Here is a 23,905-nt window from a genome sequence, read left to right as displayed (position 1 = left end):
CAGACAAGGTATCAATAATCAGCTTGGATAAAAAACAGGTGCTAAAAATAGTGCTTCCGATGCTTAAAAATTTTATATCGTTTTTGGAGGTGAATAGAGTTCGTTTGTTCAAATTAGCTGCATGATAGACGTGGCACTTTTATCGATCATATAGGTAAAAGATGTAATCGGTAGGTACGCCGGCGTGCCCCTGTTGACGCAACATGGCAGTAATGTTTCCCCGGTGGTAAGTACCATGGTTAACCACATGCTTAACCATTTCGGTTACGGAAATTTCAAGAGGGCCGTATTTGGGGGGCTTGATGGTAAGTTCTCTGTCGAGATCATCCTGCTTGTTGAGGAAATCGAGGTACTGCGTATTCATTGCTTTATAAAGATCATCAATCTGAGTAAGAGATTTGTTATCGCACTTTTCTTTTATCTGTTTTAGTGTCTCTACGGTTTGAGCAAAATCATCCCCAGACATTACACTCAACCACATGCCATCGGTTTGGTATATGTGGGCAAGCACTTCCTGAATGGAGTTAAATACGCTTTTGATGGATTGGTCATATACTTCGTCTGGTAATTCAAGTAATCGACCAAAGATTCGATCATTCGCCCATTGGTGGTATTTGTATTGTGTTATGGCAGGATGTTGCATGGTGACAGTTTTAAAGATTTATTCTTTTAAAACCGCTAAGGGCGCAAAGAACGCTATGCTATTGATGTTTTAGCGCTCTCTGCGTCTTCGCGGTTAATTATCATCGTTCCCAGAAGAAAGGAGGTTCAATATCCAGCGAGCGGAGATAAACATATCCTTGCCCGCGGTGATGAATTTCATTGTCAATAAAGTAAAAGAGGTGCCACCAGGTTAGGCCTTCCCATTGCCCAAAGGCTACATCTTTTTCCTGTAATCGTCCTGCGGGAATTTTTGCCCACCAATGGTTGATTTGGTCGGTGCTCCAATCCCAAAGTTCCAGTAATTCTTCCTTGGTTTTCGGGGTAGTGGACAGGCCATCTGCTTCAAAGGTACCCCATTCGCCCCATTCTCCGGTGGCAATGCCCTTGGCTCCCGGCGCGGCCATCTTGATCATCTCTATGACCATTTCAGAAAAAGGACGCATTCCACCAATGGTGTGGGTGAAAAGTTTGTCTTCGGGGAAGGCTTCAATGGTTCGGCGGGTGAGGCTGCGGTGCCCTTGCCAGTGTTCGAGCATTTGTTCTGGGGTGATGACAGGGGAGGTTTTGACTTCGTTTTCCATGATTATCGGGATAATGTTAAAAGGTTGGCAGGCAATGTACAAGCGGCTACTGACAACCCTATGTCAATGGAATTGACTCAATAAAATTACACAGAGATACACGGAGTAGTCACAGAGGGTACGGAGATATTTCTATGCTAGAGACGATATCTTTTAAGTCCGTTTTTAAGGAGCGTAACGTTAAAGTTGATAAGTAGTCCCAGTGGTTTGTTTGCAAATTTAAGATAGGTAAGGATTTGTGCGGTATGTACAGGGTGTAGGGCTTCTACGGTTTTAAGTTCAATGATTACAGAATTCTCGACTAACAGATCTATCCTGTATCCACAATCCAAATGAATATCCTTATAAATAACAGGGACTGGAACCTGTCGCTGTAAATAAAGTCCGGTATTTTTTAATTCATAAGCGAGGCATTCTTCATAAGACGACTCCAATAGCCCCGGTCCTAAATATTTATGTACTTCAATGGCCCCGCCAATAATCAATTCAGTTATCTTGTTAAGTTCCATATCCCTTTCCCCAAAATAAATCGCTATATCTCTGTGACTGCTCCGTGTACCTCCGTGATATTATACCCGAATTCTACTAATAATGCTCATAAAGTTCTTTCACCAACGCTTTTGCTTTTTCTTTTACACTTTCCGGTTTTAGCACTTTAGCGCCATTACCCCAAAGTAACGACCAGCGGGCCAGGTATTCCGGGTGGGAGGTGAGGAAGGTGATTTCTAACCCATCATCCACTTCTTTCTCCCAGGCCCAGCCATGATGATATTTTGAATCACCGATGAGACGCACCATATCTTGTTTAAACCATATTGTTACTTCGGTCAGCTCTCTTTCCTTATCCAGATTCCGGGCATGGAATTCCTTCAGTGTATGATCAGAAGAATCAGGCAGTTTCTTTCCGGTTAATTTGAAATCATGAAAACGATCCAGGCGAAACATGCGGTAATCCTTACGTAGCCGGCACCAGGCTGCCAGGTACCATTGGTTGTCCTTTAGTAAAAGCCCCAACGGTTCAATATTCCGTGTAATTTTTTCTCCCTTATAAGGAGACTCATAGCAGATTTCAATGACTTCCTTTTTAAAGATGGCTTTTTGCATCCAAACAAAAATACGGTCATCCGGCTGGGGCAGGTGTTCATTTTTGTAGTGAAAAGCCTGCATGTGTTCATCCTGTATCTCAAAATATTCTTTCTCATCCGGAGGCAATACAGAACGTACTTTATCCAATGCAGACAAATAAGATTTCCCAATTTCGGTATGATTCCATTTCTGCATTAATCGCTCCCCTGCTAGCAGGGCTGAGGCTTCGTTACGATCAAACATTACTGGAGGGAGATGATAGCCCTTCACTATAAAATAGCCGCGCCCCGGTTCGGAGCCAATGGGAACACCGGCTTCCTGCAAGGCTGCCAAATCCCGATATACTGTCCGCCCGCTAATGCCATACCGTTCGGACAAGTCTTCAACAGTCACATACGTTCGTCCCTGCAAATAAATGATGATGGCGGTAAGACGGTCAATGCGATTCATTCTAAATCTATAAATGTTTGGGCCACATGAAAATAAAGAGGCTTTTTTTGTATATATAAAATATAATGGGGAAATTATAGCGGGTATCAAATAAGAAAAATACAAGTCACTAATGAAATATATCATCTATTGGGGTACGGTAATAGTATGTCTTTTTTCTACTGTTTTCGTAAATGCACAAGTTCCTACACAAACCATACGGGGACAAGTAACGGATGCGGCTTCCGGCAGTCCTTTGGCTGGGGTCAGCATTTTATTGCTGGAATCAGATCCGGTCAAAGGCACATCAACAGATGCGAACGGTAGATTTAGTTTACACCAGGTGCCCGTAGGTCGTCAAACACTAAGGTTCTCTTTTGTGGGATATGAGACACATGTTGCGGCAGATATCATGGTAGGTTCGGCGCGCGAGGTGGTATTAAATATCACAATGACTGAATCCGTGACAGAGATGGAGGAAGTGGTGGTGAATCCCGGAAGGATCAAAAATCAGCCTATCAATGCGATGGCAGTTTCCAGTGCGCGGCAGTTGAGTATGGAAGAAGCCTCCCGGTATGCAGGAGGTTTTGATGACCCAGCCCGGCTGGCGGCTTCATTTGCGGGTGTAGCAGGCAATCTGGATGATAATGCTTTGGTTATACGGGGTAATGCGCCAAAAGGAATGCTTTGGCAGATGGAGGGCGTAGAGATTCCAACACCCAGCCATTTTGCCAATATCACCGTGCTTGGGGGAGGAGGTATTACGGCACTCAGCAGTCAACTGGTAGCGGATTCTGATTTTTACACCGGGGCTTTTCCCGCTGAATATGGCAATGCCTTATCCGGGGTTTTCGACTTAAATTTGCGCAACGGCAACAACCGACAATACGAACATACGGTGGAGGCCGGGATTATTGGGATTGATGTGGCCTCAGAAGGACCGATTGCAGGAGATGCGTCTTACCTGTTTAACTATCGCTTATCAACCTTTTCGCTGATTGCCCCTTTGCTGCCTGACGGAGCTGATCTTATCCGGTATCAGAATTTATCCTACAAAATTAATGTACCAACCAGAAAAGCAGGCACCTTTAGTCTTTGGGGAATAGGGGCTAACGATTACTCAGGTGGGCCGCCAGAAGATAATCCCGAGGACTGGACCTATCATTACGACCGGGAAGATGTGGATAGTCCTACAGCCTTTGGTGCTGCCGGATTCAAACATCGCTTGTTATTAGGGAAACGAGCCTATCTGTCCACATCATTGGTAGGTTCCGGTAGTGGCTTCAACTGGAATTTAGATCGCTATACGGAGGATGGCTCTACTCTGTATCCCCGTGAATACATACGCAGCAGAGCGTGGAAAATAACTGCCAAATCGGTACTGAACACCAAGGTGAGCGGTAGCCATACGAACCGTAGTGGCGCTTTGGTAAACCGGTTGAGCTATCGGCAGGAATCCCGCTACTCGGATGATCCGTCTGAGCCGATGCGTCTGATTTTGGATGAAACCGGACACAGTTACCTGTATCAGGCCTTCACTCAGTCTCGCTTTGATTTTGGGAAATTTCTGATTACAGGAGGTTTTCATCTCCAGCATTTTGAGCTTACGAATGCGACTTCATTGGAGCCTCGTTTGGCCGTACAGTTTAAACCAAATAAAAACAGTTTTAGCTTGGCTTATGGCCGGCACTCACAAGTGGAGCCGCTTTCCATCTATTTTGCACATCCTGATAACCGCTCACTTACTTTAACTAAGGCTGATCATTTTGTGGCCGGATACAGTCGGTCAATAAGTGAAAATCTATTTATGAATCTTGAATTCTATTACCAGTGGCTTTCGCATGTTCCGGTGATTCCAGATTCCAGTTTTTCTGCACTGAACATGGAAGAAGACTGGTTTTTAGAGGAACGTATGGAAAATGACGGTGTTGGCGAAAACTACGGGGTAGACTTCACGCTCGAACGAAACCTTTCAAATGGATGGTACGGGCTTTTTGCCGGATCTCTGTTTGAATCAAGATACAAGGGTGGTGATCAGGTTTGGCGAAATACCCGCTTTGACCGCGGATATCTGGTGACTCTTTTAGGTGGAAAGGAATGGGAGTTCAGAGATCCAGACCGGGTGCGATATTTTAGTATCAATGCCCGCTTAAATATGATGGGGGGCAAGCGGATTTCTCCGGTGGATCGAATGAGGACTTTTGAAGAGCGGGAAGTTTTCTATGATGAATACCGGGCTTACGCCAATCAGGAGCCGGATGTTGTGTTCGGTGACATCACTTTAGAGTATCGAAAAAATAAAAAAAACATTGCTACGGTATGGGCGCTGCAGGTCATTAATGTGAGCGGCTATCAGCAGTTTTACGGTTATGTATACAACCTCAAGAAAGAGCGCATTGAAGATGATCGTGAGGCTGTAGTAGTACCTAATTTGAGTTACAGAATTGAATTTTAAATACAGGAATTGGAGATAATTGTCGCTATGAGCATTTCAAGATTATAGTTTCTTTTTAAAAAAAGGGAACACTGACTCTATTTTCTTGTTGCAAATCGTAGGAATATAAAAACTAAGAAAAGCCCTGCCATATAATATTAATTATGAAGAATAGGAAGGTGGCGAGGATAGAGAAGCTGACTCGACACGGGGAGACTTATCCAGTAAGGTTTGCTGGGATGCTTTAAGAACAGGAGTACAAAATATTTGAGGTGCTTTTTTTATAATGAATAATCTGCTATGGGCAATAAAATTACAACTACAGAAGAATTATTAGATCAAATTAAAGAGGCTTGTAAAGGACTAGATGAAGTAACCATTGATAACATTTTAGATGAGTTGGGGCGCCGTTCATTTGCGCCACTATTGTTATTTGCCGGTATCATAACCTTGGCACCGGTTGTAGGAGATATCCCGGGGGTCCCAACTATGATGGGCATTCTTGTACTATTAACAACTGTACAAATATTTTTGCAGCAAGAGCACTTTTGGTTCCCGAAATGGATACTCGAACGTTCTTTAGAAACAAGTAAAGTAGAGAAGGGAGTGGACTGGACTGGATGTATAAACCGGCATCATACATTGACCGCTGGTTAAAAGTACGGTTAACTCCACTTGTACAGAAGACAGGGCAGATGGTTATAGCTGTAATCTGTTCACTTATAGCATTATGCTTACCATTTATGGAAGTGATACCCTTTAGTGCAAATGTAGCCGGACTTGCATTTACTTTCTTTGGGCTTTCTCTTATCACGCATGACGGCTTATTGGCGTTACTCGCTTTAATAGCAGCTTTGGGTACTTTTGGGATTGTTGTATTTGGACTTTTATAAAGAAGAATCTGCTACTTAAATTTGTTACGATAATTTTTTCCGGCTTTTTTACATGCCTTACTCTATTTCTATTCGAGATAATAAAAGTGCTGAAAAGGAAAAATCTATGTTAGCGGGAACATAATTGGCTTTAATAAATAGGAATATATAACCATCAACAAAAAAAGAGAGTTAATATGTTACGCTGGACCATTACATTTTTAATCATAGCAATTATTGCTGCTATTTTTGGCTTTGGAGGTATTGCAGGAGCCGCTGCAGGTATAGCAGAAATTTTGTTTTATGTATTTCTGGTGTTGTTTGTTGTATCCCTAATTTTCGGACGAAAACCGAAGGTATGACGATATCACTACTAAATTAGAAATGAAAAAAGCCGGTGTATCTTAACCGGCTTTTTATATATTAGAACATGTCAGATTCAACATCATATTACCAGGGACTACTGGAGCAAAGCCTTGGTATTCCATTTAGTTTCGGAAATAAAATTGAGGTTCTAAAAAACGGGGATCAAATATTCCCATCCATGCTTGAGGCTATTCGTAATGCTGAAGAGCGGATAGAGTTTTTAACTTTTGTGTACTGGAAGGGAAATATTGCACGGGAATTTGCCCGAGCCCTTGCCCGTAAAGCCGAAGAAGGCGTAGAGGTATTTGTTATTTTAGATAGCTTTGGGGCGGCCAAAATGCCTTCCGAATTGTATAAAATGATGGAAAACAGCGGGGTGCAGCTTCAGTGGTTTCGTCCAATGCCACAATGGAAAATCTGGAAAGTGGATAACAGAACCCACCGAAAGGTGCTGATATGTGATGGAGAAGTAGCCTTTACCGGGGGCGTTGGAATAGCATCCGAGTGGGAGGGCGATGCCCGTAACGAAGAAGAGTGGAGAGATACCCATTTTAGAATTGAAGGGCCGGCTGTATTTGGGCTGCAAGCGGCTTTTATGGAAAATTGGGTGGAGGGAGCCGATCATCTGGAGTTTGATCACACCATTAAGGGAACGCCCGCTCCGGGAAAGGAAACAGCGGTACAGGTAATAAGGACTTCCGCTTCGGTTCGGTGGAGTGATATTGTGATGTTATACCAGGCTCTTATTAAGATGGCTAAAGAGAATATCCGCATCACTACGGCCTATTTTAATCCCAACGAAGTTATGATTGGGTTATTAAAGCAGGCCGCTGCAAGGGGGGTAGATGTGCAAATTATGGTACCGGGTGAAAAAATTGATAAACAAATTGCTCGAATAGCCGGTGACGAAAGTTTTGAGGACTTATTAGAATCGGACGTTAAGCTCTGGTATTATCAAAAAACCATGCTTCATTCAAAAGTCATTACCGTGGATGATCGTCTGAGCTGTGTAGGTTCAGCCAATTTCAATCACCGGTCAATGCTGAAAGATGACGAAGTAAATGTGGTGATTCTTGATGAAGAGGTGACTAAGAAACTAAATAAGCACTTTGAAGATGATCTCGCAGAGTGCGAGAAAATTGACGAAACCAACTGGAAAAAGCGCGGTGTATTAAAAAAGGCAACTGAGAAAGTAACGCGCATCTTTAGCCGGCAGATTTAAGATTCAATTCTCTTAATTAGTATTAATTCTAATCCTAAATCAGGACGCCTTTATGGCTCTATCATCCGATAAAATTAACCAATACCGTAAGCTGCTTAGTTTTGTATTAACCTATTGGAATAGCGACCTGCTCAGTGAAACCGCCTCTAACGCTATGGGAGCGGATATAGATGCCCAACAGGTTCGGGATTATGATCAGTCTCCTGAAGAGCTGGCTGATGATTTGGAAGAGATGGGGCCAACCTATATCAAACTGGGGCAATTGCTTTCTACCCGTCCCGATTTACTCCCTGATCCTTACCTGGATGCGTTATCGGATCTTCAGGATGACGCTGAGCCCATAGACTTTGATACCGTTCAGGAGATTGTTGAAGAAGAACTGGGAACAGAAATCTCTAAAGCTTTTGCCCATTTTGATGAGGAACCACTGGCTAGCGCCTCTATTGGACAGGTCCATAAGGCAACCATCCGTTCCGGGAAGGAAGTAGTGGTGAAGGTTCAACGGCCAGGTATCAGGGAACAGTTTTTTACGGACCTTGAAGTATTGCAAGAGATTGTGGACTGGGCAGTAGAACACACCGAAACTGCCCGAAAATTTGCCCTGGATGAACTTGTGAGTGAGTTGCAACAGATTCTTACAAATGAATTAAACTACTCCAAAGAAGCTCAGAACCTGATACGCATCCATGAAAACCTGAAAGACTTCAAACACCTGACGGTGCCTTTACCCGTGGATGATTACTCTACTTCTAAAATCCTGACCATGGAATTTATGGACGGGAAAAAAGTAGTGAGCTTGTCCCCCCTGAAGCAGATTGAGATGCATTCAGAAGAGCTGGCTGACGAGTTTGTAGAGGCGTATCTGAAGCAGGTGATGGTAGATGGTTTTTTGCATGCCGATCCGCACCCCGGTAACATTCATTTAACTAAAGAAAACAAATTAGCCTTGCTTGATCTGGGAATGGTGGCTCATATTTCGGCTAAAAACAGGGAGCACTTGTTACAGTTTATGGCGGCTTTAAGCGAAGACAGCGGGGAGAAAGTAGGGGATATTTTGCTGGATATGTCCACTTTGCGGGACGATTATGATGAAGATAGATTCCGCAAAACCGTGAATTACCTGGTGATGGAAAGCCAAAATGCTACAGCCAGCGAAATGAAAACCGGTCGAATGCTTATCCAGATGAACCAGTCGGCGGCTCAAAATGGTATAAAGTTGCCAACAGAGGTTAATATTTTGGGTAAGGTTTTGTTGAACCTGGACCAAATCATCAGCAAGCTGGATCCCGAATTTGATATGCGGGGAGCTATCCGGAAGCACATCTGGAAGCTGATGGAAAAGAAGATGAAGGAGGAAATCAAACCGGAGAATTTTCTGTCCGTGTTGGTGGAGGCTAAAAAACTGGCAGAACATTTACCGGAGCGGCTCAATAAAATCACCAAAAAATTGGCGGAAAATGAACTTGAAATAAAAGTGGATGCCATAGATGAAAAACGGCTTACCGATGGTTTTCAGAAAGTGGCCAATCGCATCACGCTAGGGCTCATCATTGCGGCCACTATCATTGGTGCAGCCATGCTGATGAACGTACCTACTGATTTCACCGTCTTTGGCTATCCGGGGTTGGCGATGATTTTCTTTTTATTGGCCGCAACAGGTGGTGTTTTGCTAACCTATTATATCATCTTCAAAGATGAAGACTTTAGGTAATAGCTAAAGCTGCTTCTCATCTATAGTACAGCCTAAGCTGTTTAGATCTTCAATAAACCGATCGGGATTTACCATATTGGCCTGAAAATGTAAACCGGCCTCCCCGATAGTACCATCCAGGTATTGAAAAAGGTAGGCCGTAGCAGAGATGGCCGTGAGGGCATAGCCATCATTGTGGGAAATCATCAAACGATAATTTTTGGGATGGCTTTCTTTTACCCCCTTAGCCTCAAGCTGGAGTATAATTTTGTAGGGCTGGCGATTGAATTTCTTCAGGCTCCACCTAAATAGCGAAGTCAGTCGGTTGAGCCTTTTTTGGGGAAACATGTTAATGCCTAAAAACAATAATGGCATTACAACGAAATCGGTAAACCAATTAAATCCTGCAATATAAAAGCCGGTTTCCTGAAGGGAAGGATAGAGAAACGGGGCATAAGTCATTTCTTCCAATTTCATAGGGACACAAGTTTTTCTCCCAAAGGGTTCTCCAAAATCAAAGTGTTTGGCTGAACGATAGCCTAATTTTTGCCAGCGGCCATCGGCATAAGCTGTGGGGTCATAATCCTTCATTTCCCGGATAAATTCATCAATAGTATCTTGAGAAGACTTTTCAAACTTCCAGTCTATGTTTAACAAACTGCCCACGTTGGCTTGATGCAGTACATCGAACTCTTTAGAAGCATATTTTACCATGGCCAGCGGGATGCCCGGATGAAAGCCACCGTCGGTAATAATGCACTGATCATTTTTTATAAATGTTTTTTCAGCATCTTTGAGCTGCTTCAGTTTTTGAGGAGAAGAGGTCAGGAGATCGTAGTAATTCTTTTTGGTGATCAGCAGTGCTTCAATGATGTTGGAGGTATGTTCCAGGGTGCTGGCCGAATTGATTATGAAATCGGCTCCTTTAAAGGCTTCAACAAGAGAATTCGTTTGAGAAGCATCAACCTCGCGGGTATCAATCCTGGATGCAGAATGTTTATTGGAGAGTTCTTTCTTGAAAGCCTCGGCTTTGCAGGGATTTCTGCCTGAAATGATGATAGATACATCGGTGTGTTGCAAAATAAAATCGCATAGATACCGGGATACGTTTCCATATCCTCCCAATATTAATATGCTAAAGGCAGACATGCGCTCCTCCTGCTATATTTGGCTAAAGATATCATTTGGTAAAGATTATGGGTAGCATAATTATTCAAACCAGAGGGTACAGGAGGGATGGTATCCCATGATTCTATCCTTAAAAAAACAATCCAAAATAGTTTTCAATTGACCTTCATGGAGCATTGCAGATTGATTCTCTTGAAATGGATAATTAAAGTGGTTCTACAATATTTGTTAATCAATTTATATTGATGAGCTCTACATCAAATACAACAGGGGAATAAGGTTTGGTAAGAGGATCAATTTGACCGTTTTCAGCCCAGTCATTGCGTAGCTTTTGGGGCAGTACCTGCACGCTTTTGCCAAAGGCGAGACCAGAGGGAAGAACCAGTTTTGCTTTTTCGCCTTCTTTCATCATCAACAGGCCGGTTCGAAGTCCTGCAACTGGAAAGTCATCAGTTAGTCTGATTTGAACCGGACTTTTCTGGGCGGTGGTATCGATGACCTCTCCGTTTAAGTAGGATAGTTTGTAATGGAAATCAACGAGGTCATTTTGGGTTGGCATTTCCCCATCCCCGGCTTGCTGAACCTGATAGTATAAACCATCTGGAAAACTCTCCGCTTCCGAAAAACTATCTCCTATGTAATCATGAATAACCATTAGTTCTTCTTCAAAGATTTCTTCCTCGGTTTTCAGCTCTACAACCGAAACTTCAATAATAAAATTGGCTTGAGCAGGGAACAGATCTCCGTGGTCATAATTGTTATAGGCCTGATAGGATGGGATGTAGAAACGAAAGGTTTCCCCAAGCCGCATTTGGCCTATCTCGTAATTTAGACCTGCCGGATGGAGACTGGTAGTATTGTAGCTGTAACTGTTACTAAATCGTAACGGATTCGTTGTATCTGTATGGCTTTCTATCAGTTTATTATCCCGTAACAGCCGCATAGTGTACGTAATGCCCACTACTTGATCATCCAAAACCGGTAGCCCTTCATCGTTTTCCGAAATCATTTCGATATATACACCGCTGGGCTGTTTCTCTGCCTCAATATTATTTTCAGTGAGATACTGTTCGATGGCCTTGTCGGCTTTGTTAACTTGTTTTTCAAGATCACTTTCGATGGTGGTAAGGCAGGATTGAAATAGAATGGCTATTCCGCAGATCATGAAAATAGGGAGAATACCAGAGACCGGTTTGTGCATTAATATGGATTAGGTTTATGTTTAATTACTACCGAAGATTTTTCTTGGCAGATAGCTAATGTCCTTCATAACCGGATACGAGAATGAACCGAAGAGTGCTACAGCTTATCAGAAAGAAATTTTAAGCTGAAGTCCTCCGGTGGTGTAACGGACTCCCAGGGAAGTAATCTGCCCGGCGGGTATTTTAACAAAAGGTTCCAGCGTGGCATAAGTATCGCCCACAAATGGTCGCTCATATCCCAGAGAAAAAGTATAAAAAGCGGCCCAGTCCATTCTTTTTAATGTAGACTCTGATTGGGTTTGTGAAGTCTGCAAGGTTATCGTTTGGGTGACCGGCTCCACGTCATTGGCTATATTTCGGTCATTAACCTGTACATTTTTTTGGAATTCATACACGTAATTGTAATTCTCTTTAAGGTAGGTAAGAGAAGAGATACCGGCAGAAACTGTAAAATGCTCTGATACTTGCAGTTTAAGGTTTAGAGGAATTTCCAGGTTTATCAGATCCAATTGCATATATGCTAAATATGGACTGCTTGGAGAGGCTACGCTAAATCCTGATTCAGCACTACTAACGGAAATTTTGGCTCCGTTTGGTATTTGCTCATATTTAAGCTGATTCTGAGCAATGAAAAGACCAGACGAGATTGAAATCCGCTTTGAAAAATTCCAGTCGGTGTAGAATCCTCCGCCCATTCCTAAGTCGGCCTGAGTATCGTGTACGTTTACAACAGAGGCATATCCGGCACTAAAAGTCAGTTTTTTGGAGGGTGAAAGCTCCGTGATCACCGGCAGGGAAGTTGGATTTGCAGTAAACATCAGTGAATCCATCGTCATTGATGATCTCTCAGAAAGATCTTTTGATGGGCCAGACTGTCTCTGTTGAGCTGAGGCAGCAGGCAAGGATGCCAGCCCCTCACTTACGGTTTCTATCTGGATGTCATAGATCAAAGGCATCATGCGATCCGGACCAGGCTGGGTATCGTTAGAAGGGGGCGCAGAGGTAGTGGCCAATGTTTCCCGGCTGTTTTGTGTAGGAGATAAACTGGATGAAGGTATGACTTCTTCTCCTGCTGCAATGTTATTTTCCTCTTGTGTCGGTACAGGTACATTTTCCTGCTGAGAATCTGCAGGAGGCTGTACTTGGGGTGATGTAATTGTTTCATTAGATGCTAATTGCTGTTCGGGAACGGTTGGCCAGGTGCTCCAGGCCACGGCTGCGCTCACCAAAAGCAAAAGTGAAGCGGCAGCTGCATATATCATTTTTCGTCGGCTTGCTGCATCTTTGTGCTGCGCATGCTTCTGAAACCTTTCCCATGAACCAAGCACATAGGGCTCTTCATGCTCAAGCAAGGTTTCCCGGATGTGATCCGTCAATTCTTTATGTTGATCTTTATCCTTCATTGCTCATCCATAAATGTAGATTGGTACAATTTCCTCAGTTGGGCTTTGGCTCTGGTCAGGTAGGTTCGGGAAGAACTTTCTGCGATATCCAGTTGGTCAGAGATTTCACGATGGCTGTATCCTTCAATCTCATACATGTTAAAAACGAAACGGAGTAAATCCGGCAGTTCATCCAATAACTTGTAAATTTGCCGGGCATTTAATTCAGCTTCGATGTCAACCGGGGCCTGGGGCAGAAAGTCTTCTACCTGTACTTCTTTTTGAAACTTTTTATTAGCGCGGGCCCGGTCTATGGCGGTATGCACTACAATTTTGCGAAACCAGGGTTTGAAAGGTTCGGACGTTTTAAAGGTGTGAATGTTTTTAAATACCTTCATAAAACTGTCGTTCACTACTTCAACAGCATCCGCTTTTGATTGTCCATAGGTTAAAGCTACGCTCATGGCATATCCGTAAAATTGTTTATACAATCTCTCCTGGCTGTGGATATCCTGCTCCCGGCAGCCGTTAATTAGGTCATCAAGTGTTTGCTCATCAGCTGGGTTCACACGGCCGGAATTATGGGTATTGGATTTATCAGGTATTTGGCCCGCAATATTTTTCTTCACCGGGTAAATATCAATATTGAATATGGCACTTAAGTGTTAAGGGTACGCTGATAATTTTATACTTGCTACGATTTCAGGATAAACCTGCTCATAATTTCAGCCTTGTTACTTGCCAATACGCAGGAAAGGGGCACAACGCTACATCATCTCAAAGACATTGTAGCGTTTTTAATGATGGCGCCGTATGGGTATTGATGACTCAGCAATCCAAGTGTTATAAGGTGGGATTGCTGATTGAGTTTGTGTTGATCTGTAGCAGATGAGCACAACATTTTCGTTCTACTCAAGACCCAAAAGCCAGCCAGGTAAGCAATAACCTGGTTGGTTTTTTTATTTGTTTATGATCCTATTTAAAAGGCTACGAAACGTTTATGAGAATCTTGGCTTTAAGGGATCTCATTTTCGAATTAGCCACTGAATTAACTGGTTTTTTTGGTTTCAGTATGTTATCGTTATCATCAAGCCTAATTCCAACCAATGAATGTATATATGAAGCCAAGATTCAGTCTTTCTGCTTTTCTTTCAATTATTATAGTGGCCGGTTTTATGAGTCCGGTGCAAGCACAGTTTTTTCTTTCAGAACTTCCGGATTGGGAAAATCCAAAAGTGATCGGAATCAATAAGGAACCGGCGCATGCCAACTTTATTCCGTATGCCAGTATCGATCAGGCCCTGGCTGATTCCGGACTCACCTATAATTCTCCATACCACTTGTCACTGGATGGGCAATGGAAATTCAAGTGGAGTGAAAACCCGGATAGCCGACCTACAGATTTTTTCAATCCCGAAGTTTCTGTAAATGGCTGGGATGATATTACCGTGCCGTCTCCTTGGCAAATGCAGGGATATGGCAAACCCATTTATCTGAACAGTCAGTATCCGATGGAATCACTGATGGACGGACTGTTTCCTCCTCGTGTTCCCAGGGAATACAATCCCGTTGGCTCATATCGTCGTACGTTTTCTCTTCCAAACGACTGGGACGGACGTCAGGTTCTTATCCAGTTTGAAGGCGTCAAAAGTGGCTTTTACCTGTGGGTAAATGGTGAAAAAGTAGGCTATAGCGAGGGAAGTATGACTCCGGCCGAGTTCAATATCACCCCGCACCTTAAAGATGGTGAAAACACCCTGGCGGTGGAAGTGTACCGCTGGACCGATGGTGCCTGGCTGGAAGACCAGGATATGTGGCGCATGAGCGGAATTTACCGCAGCGTAAACTTGATCTCGAAGCCTTTTGTACAATTGCATGATTTCTTTGTGAAAGCCGGTTTGGATGATGAGTATACAGATGGCATTTTGAATATTACCGCCGACGTACGAAATAACACGATGGGCGTGGAAGGAGCTGCTACCGTGGAAGCTTATCTTTTTGATCAGGAAGGAAATCCGGTAGGGGATGCTCCCATTGCTACGGCACAAACTGAGCATTCGATGCCTTCAGGAACGCTGGTGCAGGCACACCTGGAAGCGGCAGTTGATAATCCTGAGAAATGGACGGCAGAGACTCCAAACCTGTATAATGTGGTATTGGTTCTTAAAGATGATGAAGGTGAAACACTGGAAATCACCCGAAGCACAACCGGATTCCGGTCGATTGAAATCAAAGACAAGATGTTTTGGGTGAACGGTAAAGAAGTGAAGATGAAAGGCGTGAACTTACATGATCATGATCCACTGACAGGACGGTATGTTAGCCTGGAGATGATGGAGAAAGATGTTAAGCTGATGAAGCAAAATAATCTGAATGCAGTACGCATGGCTCATTATCCCCATGACAGACGTTATTATGAGCTTTTTGATAAATACGGGCTGTACGTGATGGATGAGGCTAATATCGAAACCCATGGCATTTCCTTCCGCAAAAATATGCTGCCCGGCAGTGACCCGTTGTGGACCGATGCAGTACTGGACCGTGGACGAAGTATGGTGGAAGCCCATAAGAATCACCCCTCTATTGTAATATGGTCGATGGGGAACGAAGCTGGCCATGGCGAGAATTTTGAGCAGATGGTGTCGCTGGTGCGTACGCTGGATCCAACACGGTATATCCATTATCAGCATCGCAACCGTATTTCGGATATGTACAGTTACATGTACCCGTCTTTGGAACCCTTGAAGGAAAATTTATACGATCCTGATATACGCAAACCCATTGTGCTTTGTGAATATGCACATTCTATGGGGAATTCCACGGGAACTATGGATGAATACATGGAGCTGATGGATAAACATCCCAACTTTATTGCAGCATTTATCTGGGATTGGGGCGATCAGGGACTGCTGAAAGAAGACGAACAAGGCCGTGAGTTTTGGGCCTATGGCGGTGATTACGGAGACGAACCCAATGATGCTAACTTTAACTTCAATGGAATTGTATTCTCCGACCGTACCCCACAACCTGCCCTGGCCAAGGTAAAATATTCCTACCAGTTTGTGGATATTAGCGGCACGAATTTGAGAAACGGTGAAGTGCGGGTAGACAACAAGTACTCACATATAAACCTGGATCGCTTTGAATTGCGCTGGGCTCTGAAAGAAGATGGAGCTGTGTTGCAATCTGGTTCCGTGGATGATCTTGATGTGGCACCGGGAGCTACTGGTTACTTTAATCTTCCCATAGAAGCACCCGAACTGGAAGCCGGCCGTGAGTACTGGCTGGATGTGAGCCTGCACCTGAAAGAAGATGCCCGCTGGGCTAAAAAAGGCTTTAAAATGGCTTGGGAGCAACTGGCTATGCCATATGGTGTTCCTGTTGCCGAAGAAATGGTTGTCGGGAATCAAGCCGGCCTTCAGGTTGAAGAATCAGGAAAGTGGGTAACGGTAAGCAACGAACTGTTTACCATCCAAATTTCAAAAGCTGATGGTAGCCTGAGTACATATGAATATGATGGACGAAGCCTGATAAGTGGACCGCTTGAGCCTAACTTCTGGCGCGCTACCACCGATAACGACCGTGCAGGATGGGGCGATGATTTGATGGCTTGGCAGGATGCCGGTGCCAATCGCAAAGTCCGGGAAGTGGAAGTTGTGGAAGCCCAAGATAGGGTGGAAGTGAGAGTACATGGAAGTCTGCCGGTGGGCGAAACTACCTATCAAACCGTGTACACCATTTTAAGAAATGGGGCTGTACAGGTAGATCAGCAATTAGCTCCGACCGGTACCGATATCCCTATGGCTATTCCAAAAGTTGGCATGCAACTACAAATTGATAAAGACTACGAAAACATGCACTGGTATGGTCGTGGTCCTGAAGAAAATTATGCCGATCGTAAAATTGGGATCACGGTAGGTGAATATTCCGGTCCTATTGATTCTCTTTGGGTGAATTATCCGTATCCACAGGAGAACGGAAACCGTGAGGACGTACGCTGGGCTGCTTTTACAACTGAAGAAGGAGATGGCTTTATTGCGGTTGCTTCTGAGAAGCTAAGCATTAGCGCGTGGCCGTATTCTCTGGAAGATCTTGAGCAAGCCACTCACATAAACGAACTGCCTCGGCGTGATTATTACACGGTGAACCTGGACTACAAACAGCAAGGGGTAGGAGGGCTTGACAGTTGGTCAGACCGGGCACGTGCACTGCCGGCTTATCGCCTGCCAACTGCTGAAAGCTATCGATATAGCTTCTTCATTCAGCCTTATAGTGAAGATATGGGAGACCTAAGGGATCTCGGTAACGTTCAGTTTCCCAAATAGTATCCTGTTATTTATCATTGAAAATTTACTGGAAAAGACAAGGAATTAAGTGGAGTAATCTTATGATGCTCCACTTAGTACCTTATACCTGCTCTGCACAAAACCATTATTCCAGGATTGAGTTTCCAGGTGTTTGAGGGGGATATCTTCGGTTAGCGGACCAAAAAGCGGAATGCCTTCTCCAATCAGGATAGGGATGCGCGTGACGGTTAGCTCATTAACCAATCCAGCCTCTAAAAACCTTTGAATGGTGAATCCTCCATCCAGGTATAAATCCTCAAATCCTTGTTGATCCAAAGCGGATACAATTTCTTCAGGTGAACCGGACATAGAAGAAACTGTCTCACTTATTTCCTTAGGAATTTCTATCGCACGGCTGGTGAGAACTATCACCGGCTTTTTCCCGTAAGGCCACTCTCCACCAAAGGATAAAACCTTTTCAAAAGTATTTCGGCCCATCAGCAAAACGTCAATATTTTCCATGAATACTTTATAGCCAAAGTCTTCGTCTGAAGCCACCTTTCCTTGGCCGCTGGTATGCAGCCATTCAATGTCTCCATCTTTACGGGCAATAAAACCATCCAGGCTGGTAGCAATGTACACAGAAATTTTAGGCATCGAATATCCTGTTTATGAGATAGTTTGTTTAAGAAGTGTGGCTTAGTAACGCCATCGAAAACCAGCTTTTAAAGCTGATGGTGTATCTATTACCTATCAGTAAAGCTAATCATCCATTTGATGCCAAACTTGTCTTTCAGCATCCCGAAGTAATCACCCCAAAAAGCTTCGTGCATGTCCAGCTCGACATCTCCTCCAGTGGCAAGACCCGCAAAAAAGTCATCGGCTTGTTGCTTGCTGTCGGCCGAAATGCATAAATAGATATTATTCCCCTGTTTTACCTTTTGATTCATGGATTCGAGGGCATCGGTAGCCATAAGCATATTCGCATCGCCAAAGGGTAGGGCTATATGCATTATTTTATCTAATTCGTTCCCGGACAGTTTTTCTGCTTCGGGGGTATCTTTAAAGCGACTGATTCCTCCAATAAAATCTCCGCCAAAAATGGATTTATAGAAGTTGAAAGCTTCTTCTGTGTTTCCCTGGAAATTGAGATATGGATTGATAGTTGGCATGGTTTTTTTGGTTAATTGTTACAAATTGATTAGTGATTCGTCAAAAATTCAGACAACCGTGTAAGTGTTTGATGTCCTCCTTCCACAGCACCAAATTCTGCGGCTTGCTCTCGTTTCTTAGCAGTTGGGAAGAGCATATTAATTTCAATCGTAGTTTTTCCATTCGCTTCCTTAAAAGTGATGGTTGTTTTGAAATGAGGAGGTTCTCCATTATCCTCATAATTGGCAAAGTGATCGTATTTCAACAGCTTTGGTTTGTCTATTTCAGTATAAACCACGCGGTTGGGGTAGTCGGTACCATCCGGGCCGTGCATGGTAAAGATCCATTCACCGCCTATGGCAAATGCCATGCTTTTGGTGGATGTTGAGAAGCCATCGGGGCCCCACCACTTGCCGATATGCTCGTGTTGGCTGAAGGCTTCAAAAACCAGCGCTCTTGGCGCATCAAATTCTCTGGAAATATGTATGGCTCGGTCTTTCATTGGTTTAGTTGTTTATTTTATTGATCCCAGCTCAGGGGTAAAACCCAGCACTTTCAGGGCAGAGTGGTTTAGTCTTGCACTCTTTGCACCTTAGCGGTTAACAAAATACAACCGCAAAGGGCACGAAGAACGCTAAGTTAATTACCTTCGAAAGCGTCCTTTAATTTTTGTATGTCAAGTTTCTTCATTTGAAGCATGGCATTCATTGCCCGTTTGGTTTTTTGGGGATCATCAGCATTTAGCATTTCATTCATTCCCTTCGGAACCACCTGCCAGGAAAGGCCGAATTTGTCTTTCAGCCAGCCACATTGTTCAGCCTTGGGGGCAGCTGAAAGCTTCTCCCAAAAATGATTGATCTCATCCTGATCTTCGCATTGAACCAGTAGCGATATCGCTTCATTAAAAGTAAATTCAGCGTGTTCGGACGAGCTGTCCATGGCCATGAAAACTTCTTCTTTATTAAGTAGAAACTGGCTGTGTTTCACGCTGCCCTCAGGCTGATTTTCGTCTTTACCATATCGCAATATCCCGGTGATTTCTGAATTATCGAAAAGGGAAGTGTAGAGCGTAATGGCTTCTTCAGCCTCGCCTTCTTTACTTACATACATGAGGCAAGGAATGATTTTTTGGCCGTGTACATCATCCAGTTTACCCAACGAAATTTGCCAGCTTAGACCGAATTTATCCTTAATCCAGCCATATTTTTTACTCCATTCATATTGGTCCAGAGGCATTAAAGGAGTTCCTCCATTAGATAACGCCTTCCAAAGTTCGTCCACTTCATTCTCTGTGGAACAGGTAACATAGAAAGAGATAGCAGGCGTAAATTTAAAATGAGGGCCGCCATTTAGAGCAATCATTTTATAGCCATCAAGTTCAAAGTCTACCGTCATCACGGAACCTGCTTTTTTCCCATGGATTTCTTGGCCAGCTTCGTTGTAATAGGTTTTGTCTGTCTCAACCGAATGCTTGTTAAACAAGGACATATAAAAATGGGCAGCTTCTTCAGCTTGATCATCAAACCAAAGGTGAGGGATGATTTTTTGTGTACTCATAGCATTATTTATTGAATTGAATTTGCAAGGACGTTTTAAATGTGTTACAAATTTTGGATACAGGGTCCGGTAAATCCGGAAAACTGAAGGCGTGAATACGACAACTTCTTAAACACACCTGTCAGGTTTTTGAAACCTGACGGGGCTGTATTCCATTATTGTAAGGTTGGTAAGTATTCATCCAGGCGCTCCATTTGGCTTTCGGTGCCTTCAATCATACCCATATCCAGAACTTTTTGGAGGCTTTCGGGTGATTCATACCACGTAGTGCTTACCTGCCGGGTCATTCCATTGTGTTCCTTAAACTCCAGCACGGTTTTGGAACCGGGTAGATTTTCATTGATGTTCCCTTCACTATCCGAGAAATAGTCCCGATAAATAATTTTTGTGGGCTTGTGGATTTCTTCATAAATCACTTTTCCCCATGCTTCATCTCCTTCATTGGGGCCCCGCATACAATAGAGCCAGGTTCCTCCTACCCGAAAGTCCATGTCACATTCATTTATAGGCCATTCCTTTGGTCCCCACCAGTGCATCAAGTGTTCGCAACTCGACCATACCTCGAACATCAGCTGGGGTGGAGCCTCAAAGATGCGTTTCATAATCAGTTTTCGTCCTTCGGTTTCTACCTTCATCTTATCATCCGTCATTGTTATCCTCTTTAGTTTGTATTTGTTTTAAATAATCATCCAGGCGGTCAAAGCTTGCCTCAAAAAATTTGCGATACTGTTCCATCCATTCGTCAATGTCCTTCAGGGGTTCGGGATGAAGCCGGCAGGGACGGTATTGAGCTTTCCGGCTCCGTTCAATCAATTGTGCTTTTTCCAGCACTTTCAAATGCTTGGTGATTGCCGGCATGCTCATATCAAACGGTTCAGCCAAATCGGAAACCGTTTTTTCTCCTGTGGTTAAACTGGAGAGAATGGCACGGCGTGTAGGGTCGGCTAAAGCTTGAAACGTAGTACTGAGTTGATCTGCTGGCATGAATAATTATTTATTTAACTAAATAGTTAATTAACTGATTGGTAAAATAATAGAGATCAACATCACTGTCAATAATCAGAAAAAATTATTTTTTGCAGTAAGAGATGTTAGTCTTAAAAAGAGGAGAAAGAGTCATCACAAGAAAAGGGTATTAACCCCAACCCTCGTCCGACCGCTTCAGGAAAAAGCCGGTGAGGGAAAGAAGTCTCAGCGGTCTGACGATTTCGATAGCACTAAAACTCACTTAAGGAACCTGGCCTTCAAAATTCATCAGACGGCTCTTTGCAGGATTGAGGTGACGGGACGTAAAGCCAGCCGTCGGATGATGTACGGGGCAAATTTGTAATCTTCCATCTTTCAGTTACATATTTCCCAATGATCTTTTCAGTTTGTAACTGAAAAGCAGAAGCCCTGAGTTTTGCAGACATGGCAAATACCATGAACCAGAGAAGTCTTAGACTTCTATACTGTTTGGGTTGTTTGGCATGCAATGGAGCACCCCAAGCCTCATCCGACCGCTATGGGAAAAAGTTGGAGAGGTAAAGAAGTTTCAGCGGTCCGACGATTTCCTCAGTATCAACACTTACCAAAAAATATCGAGGCCGAAGACATTCATCGGACGGCTCTCTGTAAGGTTGAAGGTACGGGGCGTAAAGCCAGCCGTCAGATGAGTACGAGCCGTCAGATGATTATGGGGTAGGATTGCAATCGAAAATAATTTCAACAAATAACTAAAATAAAATTTAAGACCGCCTTTTCGCGTACGATAACTGCAGTAACCAAACGCAAAAAGCATTAAGCAACGAACCACAACAAACTCAAAGGTGAATCATTATGGCAAGTTTTGGTGATTTAAACAGAGTGAATACGAACATCCAGTCACTGGATGCTCAGCTTTCACTGAACAAGATTAATAAAAGTATGGCGGACAACCAGCTGCGTATGTCCACAGGTCTTCGTATCAATAAGGCCGAAGACGACGCTGCCGGATATTCTATCGCCACTAAATTGAACAGCCGTGTTGAAGGCTTGGATCAGGCCCTGCGTAACGTAGGGGATGCAAAATCTGTATTGGATATTGCTGAGTCCAGCTTCAGTACCGTTATGGACAACCTGGTTGAAATGAAAGGTCTGGCCACGCAAGCTGCTAACGACACCCTTGGTGCCGACGAGCGTGCTTATATTGGCGACCAGATTGCTGCTTTGGCCAGCGACGTTAACGAAATTGCTGACCAAACTGTATTCCAGGACACCCAGTTATTAAACGGTGACCCTGCAAACACTGGCGCGAGTGCTTTCTCCGGAACCCTGAGCCTGACCTTCCAGGTTGGCGAGCGTTCTTCTGATACACTTGACGCTTCTATCGACGCTGTAAACATCAGCGCACTGTTCAGCAGTGTAGGTACTGATGTAGCGAGTGGTAACATTGCCGTTTCTACCTCTGGTGGACAGCAAGGAGCCCTGACATTCGAAACCGGTGGTGGTACAGCTGCAACAGCTACTGACTACCGTGACTTTATCGACTCAATTGACACAGCCATCGGTTCTATGAACGACCGTGTAAACCAGATCGGTATGGCACAGTCTTCATTGAGTACCCGTGAAGTAACCCTGTCACAATCCATCTCGGCCAACAGTTCTGCTGCCAGCCGCATCATGGATGCTGACTTTGCCAAGGAGCAATCTGAGTCTGTACGACTGCAGATTCTGCAGCAGACTTCTACTTCTGCTCTGGCTCAGGCCAACATGGGACCACAATCTGTACTTGGCTTCCTCGGTTAATCCGAAGTAGTAAAGCCAACGTAATCAGTCCATGCTTTCCGAAAGGAGGGCATGGATTTTTTTGTTTAGGGGATGTAGGTAATTAAGAGTGAATAATCATTAGGCCTCAATTTTCGTCTGACCGCTTCGGGAAAGGGTATTGGAAGAAACAATGTATCAGCGGTCCGACGATTTCCTCAGTATCGACTCTTACGAAAAACATCGAAGCGGAAAAGATTCATCGGACGGCTCTCTGCAGGATTGCAGGTACGGGGCGTAAAGTTAGCCGTCAGATGAATATGGGGTTTAAAGCAATTTTCAATATTCAATATTCAATGTTCTTGTCTTCACTCTACAATTTTCGTCTGACCGATTCGGGAAAGGCTATTGGAAGAAAATAATGTATCAGCGGTCCGACGATTTCCAAAGTATCAACACTTACGAAAAAATATCGAGGCTGAAGACATTCATCGGACGGCTCTCTGTAGGGTTGGGTGCACGGGGCGTAAAGTTAGCCGTCAGATGAGTACAAGCCGTCAGATGATTAGGGGGGCGGATTGCAATCGAAAATAATTTCAACAAATAACTAAAATAAAATTTAAGACCGTCTTTTTGGGTACGATAACTTAAATAACCAAACGCAAAAGCATTAAGCAACGAACCACAACAAACTCAAAGGTGAATCATTATGGCAAGTTTTGGTGATTTAAACAGAGTGAATACGAACATCCAGTCACTGGATGCTCAGCTTTCACTGAACAAGATTAATAAAAGTATGGCGGACAACCAGCTGCGTATGTCCACAGGTCTTCGTATCAACAAGGCCGAAGATGACGCTGCCGGATATTCTATCGCCACTAAATTGAACAGCCGTGTAGAAGGTTTGGATCAAGCCCTGCGTAACGTAGGAGATGCCAAATCTGTATTGGATATTGCTGAGTCCAGCTTCAGTACGGTAATGGACAACCTGGTTGAAATGAAAGGTCTGGCCACGCAAGCTGCTAACGACACTCTTGGTGATGACGAGCGCGCTTACATCGGCGACCAGATCGCAGCTTTGGCTGGCGACATCAACGAGATCGCGGATCAAACCGTATTCCAGGATACCCA

At 43.8% G+C, this 23,905-nt stretch carries 23 protein-coding genes; 9 read left to right on the top strand and 14 right to left on the bottom strand.

Annotated elements, in window-relative coordinates; translation table 11 throughout:
- Window positions 1-139: 139 nt before the first annotated feature.
- The 4 genes from FN815_RS16685 to FN815_RS16670 all read right to left on the bottom strand — a co-directional run bounded on the left by FN815_RS16685 (window position 140) and on the right by FN815_RS16670 (window position 2,780).
- Window positions 140-643 carry a DinB family protein gene (locus tag FN815_RS16685; RefSeq protein WP_142455859.1) on the bottom strand — a complete coding sequence of 168 codons (504 nt, stop codon included), beginning with the start codon at window positions 641-643 and terminating at the stop codon, window positions 140-142.
- 100 nt (window positions 644-743) lie between these two features.
- Entirely contained in the window at window positions 744-1,244 is a 501-nt protein-coding gene (locus FN815_RS16680) for a DinB family protein (protein ID WP_142455857.1), read from the bottom strand.
- A gap of 137 nt (window positions 1,245-1,381) precedes the next feature.
- The gene (locus tag FN815_RS16675; protein ID WP_142455856.1) at window positions 1,382-1,753 is read right to left on the bottom strand and encodes a GxxExxY protein; all 372 of its coding nucleotides are present in this window, start codon (window positions 1,751-1,753) and stop codon (window positions 1,382-1,384) included.
- Window positions 1,754-1,829: 76 nt separating this feature from the next.
- Window positions 1,830-2,780 (bottom strand): helix-turn-helix transcriptional regulator, encoded by a 951-nt coding sequence (locus tag FN815_RS16670; protein ID WP_185957344.1) that lies wholly within the window; start codon window positions 2,778-2,780, stop codon window positions 1,830-1,832.
- A 112-nt stretch (window positions 2,781-2,892) separates the two neighbouring features.
- On the opposite strand from FN815_RS16670, the gene FN815_RS16665 reads away from it, so the two are divergent.
- The 6 genes from FN815_RS16665 to FN815_RS16645 all read left to right on the top strand — a co-directional run bounded on the left by FN815_RS16665 (window position 2,893) and on the right by FN815_RS16645 (window position 9,364).
- A complete protein-coding gene (locus tag FN815_RS16665; RefSeq protein ID WP_142455852.1) occupies window positions 2,893-5,214 on the top strand; it encodes a TonB-dependent receptor in 2,322 nt (773 codons plus the stop codon).
- Window positions 5,215-5,493: 279 nt separating this feature from the next.
- Window positions 5,494-5,850, top strand: coding sequence for an exopolysaccharide biosynthesis protein (locus tag FN815_RS19070; protein ID WP_221930345.1), 357 nt, complete (start codon window positions 5,494-5,496; stop codon window positions 5,848-5,850).
- A complete protein-coding gene (locus tag FN815_RS19065) occupies window positions 5,814-6,086 on the top strand; it encodes an exopolysaccharide biosynthesis protein (protein WP_221930344.1) in 273 nt (90 codons plus the stop codon). The genes FN815_RS19070 and FN815_RS19065 overlap by 37 nt, the downstream gene beginning before the upstream one ends.
- Window positions 6,087-6,262: 176 nt before the next feature.
- Window positions 6,263-6,427, top strand: coding sequence for a DUF1328 family protein (locus FN815_RS16655; protein WP_142455850.1), 165 nt, complete (start codon window positions 6,263-6,265; stop codon window positions 6,425-6,427).
- Window positions 6,428-6,495: 68 nt separating this feature from the next.
- The gene (locus FN815_RS16650) at window positions 6,496-7,653 is read left to right on the top strand and encodes a phospholipase D-like domain-containing protein (RefSeq protein WP_142455848.1); all 1,158 of its coding nucleotides are present in this window, start codon (window positions 6,496-6,498) and stop codon (window positions 7,651-7,653) included.
- 52 nt (window positions 7,654-7,705) lie between these two features.
- Window positions 7,706-9,364 (top strand): ABC1 kinase family protein, encoded by a 1,659-nt coding sequence (locus FN815_RS16645; RefSeq protein ID WP_142455846.1) that lies wholly within the window; start codon window positions 7,706-7,708, stop codon window positions 9,362-9,364.
- Between the two features lie 3 nt (window positions 9,365-9,367).
- Here FN815_RS16645 and FN815_RS16640 read toward each other — a convergent pair whose 3' ends face one another.
- From FN815_RS16640 to FN815_RS16625, 4 genes are all read right to left on the bottom strand, one after another.
- Window positions 9,368-10,492, bottom strand: a complete 1,125-nt coding sequence (locus FN815_RS16640; RefSeq protein WP_142455844.1) for a saccharopine dehydrogenase family protein — start codon at window positions 10,490-10,492, stop codon at window positions 9,368-9,370.
- Window positions 10,493-10,703: 211 nt separating this feature from the next.
- Window positions 10,704-11,672: an FKBP-type peptidyl-prolyl cis-trans isomerase gene (locus tag FN815_RS16635; RefSeq protein ID WP_142455842.1), complete on the bottom strand. Its 969-nt coding sequence runs from the start codon at window positions 11,670-11,672 to the stop codon at window positions 10,704-10,706.
- Window positions 11,673-11,780: 108 nt separating this feature from the next.
- A complete protein-coding gene (locus tag FN815_RS16630; RefSeq protein WP_142455841.1) occupies window positions 11,781-13,076 on the bottom strand; it encodes a hypothetical protein in 1,296 nt (431 codons plus the stop codon).
- A complete protein-coding gene (locus FN815_RS16625) occupies window positions 13,073-13,684 on the bottom strand; it encodes an RNA polymerase sigma factor (RefSeq protein ID WP_221930343.1) in 612 nt (203 codons plus the stop codon). The genes FN815_RS16630 and FN815_RS16625 overlap by 4 nt, the downstream gene beginning before the upstream one ends.
- Before the next feature lie 489 nt (window positions 13,685-14,173).
- On the opposite strand from FN815_RS16625, the gene lacZ reads away from it, so the two are divergent.
- Window positions 14,174-17,380 (top strand): beta-galactosidase, LacZ type, encoded by a 3,207-nt coding sequence (gene lacZ / locus FN815_RS16620; protein WP_185957343.1) that lies wholly within the window; start codon window positions 14,174-14,176, stop codon window positions 17,378-17,380.
- Window positions 17,381-17,440: 60 nt separating this feature from the next.
- Here the strand turns inward: lacZ and FN815_RS16615 are convergent, their stop codons facing one another.
- From FN815_RS16615 to FN815_RS16590, 6 genes are all read right to left on the bottom strand, one after another.
- The gene (locus FN815_RS16615; RefSeq protein WP_142455837.1) at window positions 17,441-17,998 is read right to left on the bottom strand and encodes a dihydrofolate reductase family protein; all 558 of its coding nucleotides are present in this window, start codon (window positions 17,996-17,998) and stop codon (window positions 17,441-17,443) included.
- An 89-nt stretch (window positions 17,999-18,087) separates the two neighbouring features.
- Window positions 18,088-18,513, bottom strand: coding sequence for a VOC family protein (locus tag FN815_RS16610; protein ID WP_142455835.1), 426 nt, complete (start codon window positions 18,511-18,513; stop codon window positions 18,088-18,090).
- A 29-nt stretch (window positions 18,514-18,542) separates the two neighbouring features.
- Window positions 18,543-18,995 carry an SRPBCC family protein gene (locus FN815_RS16605; protein ID WP_142455833.1) on the bottom strand — a complete coding sequence of 151 codons (453 nt, stop codon included), beginning with the start codon at window positions 18,993-18,995 and terminating at the stop codon, window positions 18,543-18,545.
- Between the two features lie 137 nt (window positions 18,996-19,132).
- On the bottom strand, window positions 19,133-20,050 hold the full coding sequence (locus FN815_RS16600) for a VOC family protein (protein ID WP_142455831.1): 918 nt from the start codon (window positions 20,048-20,050) through the stop codon (window positions 19,133-19,135).
- Window positions 20,051-20,205: 155 nt separating this feature from the next.
- Entirely contained in the window at window positions 20,206-20,700 is a 495-nt protein-coding gene (locus tag FN815_RS16595; protein ID WP_142455829.1) for an SRPBCC domain-containing protein, read from the bottom strand.
- The gene (locus tag FN815_RS16590; protein WP_142455827.1) at window positions 20,690-21,034 is read right to left on the bottom strand and encodes an ArsR/SmtB family transcription factor; all 345 of its coding nucleotides are present in this window, start codon (window positions 21,032-21,034) and stop codon (window positions 20,690-20,692) included. The genes FN815_RS16595 and FN815_RS16590 overlap by 11 nt, the downstream gene beginning before the upstream one ends.
- 834 nt (window positions 21,035-21,868) lie before the next feature.
- On the opposite strand from FN815_RS16590, the gene FN815_RS16585 reads away from it, so the two are divergent.
- Window positions 21,869-22,816: a flagellin N-terminal helical domain-containing protein gene (locus FN815_RS16585; protein WP_142455825.1), complete on the top strand. Its 948-nt coding sequence runs from the start codon at window positions 21,869-21,871 to the stop codon at window positions 22,814-22,816.
- 667 nt (window positions 22,817-23,483) lie between these two features.
- Window positions 23,484-23,905, top strand: a 422-nt coding sequence (locus FN815_RS16580) for a flagellin (protein WP_185957342.1), incomplete at its 3' end; no start/stop codon positions are given.

Origin of the sequence: Gracilimonas mengyeensis (genome assembly GCF_900182705.1) — a bacterium.
GTDB lineage: Bacteria > Bacteroidota > Rhodothermia > Balneolales > Balneolaceae > Gracilimonas > Gracilimonas mengyeensis.
The sequence above is the reverse complement of the archived record's forward strand: the minus strand, read 5'-3'. Positions and strand labels throughout refer to the sequence as shown.

Bases quoted from the DNA above. Each gene is read 5' to 3' on its own strand.
- FN815_RS16630 (WP_142455841.1), bottom strand. From the start codon at position 13,076: ATGAAGGATAAAGATCAACATAAAGAATTGACGGATCACATCCGGGAA.
- FN815_RS16645 (WP_142455846.1), top strand. From the start codon at position 7,706: ATGGCTCTATCATCCGATAAAATTAACCAATACCGTAAGCTGCTTAGT.
- FN815_RS16655 (WP_142455850.1), top strand. From the start codon at position 6,263: ATGTTACGCTGGACCATTACATTTTTAATCATAGCAATTATTGCTGCT.
- FN815_RS16685 (WP_142455859.1), bottom strand. From the start codon at position 643: ATGCAACATCCTGCCATAACACAATACAAATACCACCAATGGGCGAAT.
- FN815_RS19065 (WP_221930344.1), top strand. From the start codon at position 5,814: ATGTATAAACCGGCATCATACATTGACCGCTGGTTAAAAGTACGGTTA.
- FN815_RS16680 (WP_142455857.1), bottom strand. From the start codon at position 1,244: ATGGAAAACGAAGTCAAAACCTCCCCTGTCATCACCCCAGAACAAATG.
- FN815_RS16585 (WP_142455825.1), top strand. From the start codon at position 21,869: ATGGCAAGTTTTGGTGATTTAAACAGAGTGAATACGAACATCCAGTCA.
- FN815_RS16670 (WP_185957344.1), bottom strand. From the start codon at position 2,780: ATGAATCGCATTGACCGTCTTACCGCCATCATCATTTATTTGCAGGGA.
- FN815_RS16610 (WP_142455835.1), bottom strand. From the start codon at position 18,513: ATGCCAACTATCAATCCATATCTCAATTTCCAGGGAAACACAGAAGAA.
- FN815_RS19070 (WP_221930345.1), top strand. From the start codon at position 5,494: ATGGGCAATAAAATTACAACTACAGAAGAATTATTAGATCAAATTAAA.
- FN815_RS16595 (WP_142455829.1), bottom strand. From the start codon at position 20,700: ATGACGGATGATAAGATGAAGGTAGAAACCGAAGGACGAAAACTGATT.
- FN815_RS16615 (WP_142455837.1), bottom strand. From the start codon at position 17,998: ATGCCTAAAATTTCTGTGTACATTGCTACCAGCCTGGATGGTTTTATT.
- FN815_RS16600 (WP_142455831.1), bottom strand. From the start codon at position 20,050: ATGAGTACACAAAAAATCATCCCTCACCTTTGGTTTGATGATCAAGCT.
- FN815_RS16650 (WP_142455848.1), top strand. From the start codon at position 6,496: ATGTCAGATTCAACATCATATTACCAGGGACTACTGGAGCAAAGCCTT.
- lacZ (WP_185957343.1), top strand. From the start codon at position 14,174: ATGAAGCCAAGATTCAGTCTTTCTGCTTTTCTTTCAATTATTATAGTG.
- FN815_RS16605 (WP_142455833.1), bottom strand. From the start codon at position 18,995: ATGAAAGACCGAGCCATACATATTTCCAGAGAATTTGATGCGCCAAGA.
- FN815_RS16640 (WP_142455844.1), bottom strand. From the start codon at position 10,492: ATGTCTGCCTTTAGCATATTAATATTGGGAGGATATGGAAACGTATCC.
- FN815_RS16665 (WP_142455852.1), top strand. From the start codon at position 2,893: ATGAAATATATCATCTATTGGGGTACGGTAATAGTATGTCTTTTTTCT.
- FN815_RS16635 (WP_142455842.1), bottom strand. From the start codon at position 11,672: ATGCACAAACCGGTCTCTGGTATTCTCCCTATTTTCATGATCTGCGGA.
- FN815_RS16675 (WP_142455856.1), bottom strand. From the start codon at position 1,753: ATGGAACTTAACAAGATAACTGAATTGATTATTGGCGGGGCCATTGAA.
- FN815_RS16590 (WP_142455827.1), bottom strand. From the start codon at position 21,034: ATGCCAGCAGATCAACTCAGTACTACGTTTCAAGCTTTAGCCGACCCT.